Origin of the sequence: Methylobacterium sp. J-030 (assembly GCF_022829545.1) — a bacterium.
In the GTDB taxonomy this organism is placed as follows: domain Bacteria; phylum Pseudomonadota; class Alphaproteobacteria; order Rhizobiales; family Beijerinckiaceae; genus Methylobacterium.
Genome location: NZ_JAKSYM010000166.1, coordinates 1 through 1,549 on the forward strand (window position 1 = coordinate 1; position 1,549 = coordinate 1,549).

Here is a 1,549-nt window from a genome sequence, read left to right on the forward strand (position 1 = left end):
GCTGGATCGACGGCTGATGCCGCTTCCTCGCCGGCGGACGTAGCTCCCGACACTGGCCTCCGAGGTGGCTCCGACGTGCTCTGGGCACGTCCAGCGGCGGGAAGGCAGGTGACGCTGGCCAGAGCAGCGAGGAGCGCGATCGAGCGGCGCATGATGCTTACGCCAGTCCGTCCTTAGCCGCCTCGTCCGGATCGTCAGGTTTGCCCTCGGCCTTTTTGACCGGATCCTTGCTCTCAGGCTCGCTGCCGGTCGTCGGGTCCGGCACGTTGACGTTCGGGATCGGTATCGTCGGCGGCACGACGCTCACGCCCGATGGCTTGTCTGTCTCGGCCATGACCATGCCGTCCCTCGTGATGTCTGTGTCGTCGCGCGGATCAGCAGACCCGCCCGGCGTCTTGCCTGAAGGTCGCAGATCCTGCGCTATTGGCAACCACAGTCGATAGGCGATGATTGCCTCAGCCCCAGTCGGCGCCGTGACCTGCTCATTTGCCGCCGCCGCCACCCTGGGGCAGGGGCCGCTCCGGCTGGCCGGCATTTCCACCAGCTGCCGAGTTGTTCGTCACAGTGTCGGCCGGCTGACCGGTCGGCGTCCCCGTCACAGTGCCCGGCGCACCGGTCGAACCCGGCTGAGGTGCGGCCACGCCAGGTGTGCCCGGGGCTGTCCCGGGTGGGGTAGCCGCTGGTGCCTGCGCGAACGCTGCGCCGGAGAAGAGCAGCATGAACGGGATAGCTGTGACGAGGGTGCGCTGACGCATCGATGCCTCCGTGCCGAAGAACGCCGGTAACGCGCGTGTGAGGAGGATAGTTCGGCTCAAACATCCCCACGTTCGTGGAGGTCACTCGCAAGGCTTCGTTAACCATGAGATCGGCACCCTATCGACGGTCAGCCTGCAGGTACCGTCGTGAACCGTGCCTACCCCGTCAGCGCCGAAGATCCGGCCGGTGATTGCCCGGTGCCGATCGATACGCTCAGCCAACTCTATCGCGCAGGGTCGGAGGCGCTGTCGGGGCAACTCGGCGGGATCCCCGAGGCGACACGGGCCCGGCTCGCGATCTACCTCTACGGGCGCAGTCACACGCGCCACCTCGGGGTGCAGATCGCCGCTACCTGCGAAGGAGCCAGCCTACGCCGTGTGGCCGGGTTCGTCGGCAACGCGCTCTACGACCTCTCTCGACAGAACCCTGCGGCGTGGTCGGATGCAGCTCCCCCGAACGGCGGTAAGCGCGGCGTCAGCCTGGCAGGGCCGCGCGCCACCGTTCTCCGCAGCGCCTAGCTCTGACCGACGGTCTAGGTGTCAATGCTCGGTGACGAACCGGGCTGTCCACTCCTCGACCGTCAGCTCGGGACTGATAAGGCACAGCACGCCATTGCTGACGGTCGCTCGGCCCTGCGCAGTCCAGCGCTGCCAGTTCGTCAGGGCGTCGGCCGCCCGCAGATCGCCGGCCGTGTCGTCGATCGGGTGATCCGACAGGAGGGCAGTGGGGGCACCGGTGTGGCGCGCGGCCTCCAGGCGGGCGAGGCGGCGTTCGAGGTCGATGAGGCTCATGG

Annotated in this window: 3 protein-coding genes; 1 reads left to right on the forward strand and 2 read right to left on the reverse strand. The window is 68.0% G+C overall.

Translation table 11 applies throughout. The features are described from left to right. Nucleotides 1-157: 157 nt before the first annotated feature. On the reverse strand, nucleotides 158-340 hold the full coding sequence (locus tag MKK75_RS10205) for a hypothetical protein (RefSeq protein WP_244042477.1): 183 nt from the start codon (nucleotides 338-340) through the stop codon (nucleotides 158-160). A gap of 562 nt (nucleotides 341-902) precedes the next feature. Between MKK75_RS10205 and MKK75_RS10215 the strand changes: the two genes are divergently transcribed. Continuing rightward, nucleotides 903-1,274, forward strand: a complete 372-nt coding sequence (locus tag MKK75_RS10215) for a hypothetical protein (protein ID WP_244042478.1) — start codon at nucleotides 903-905, stop codon at nucleotides 1,272-1,274. Between the two features lie 21 nt (nucleotides 1,275-1,295). Here the strand turns inward: MKK75_RS10215 and MKK75_RS10220 are convergent. After that, nucleotides 1,296-1,549: hypothetical protein (locus MKK75_RS10220; RefSeq protein ID WP_244042479.1), on the reverse strand; the 254-nt coding region annotated here is incomplete at its 5' end.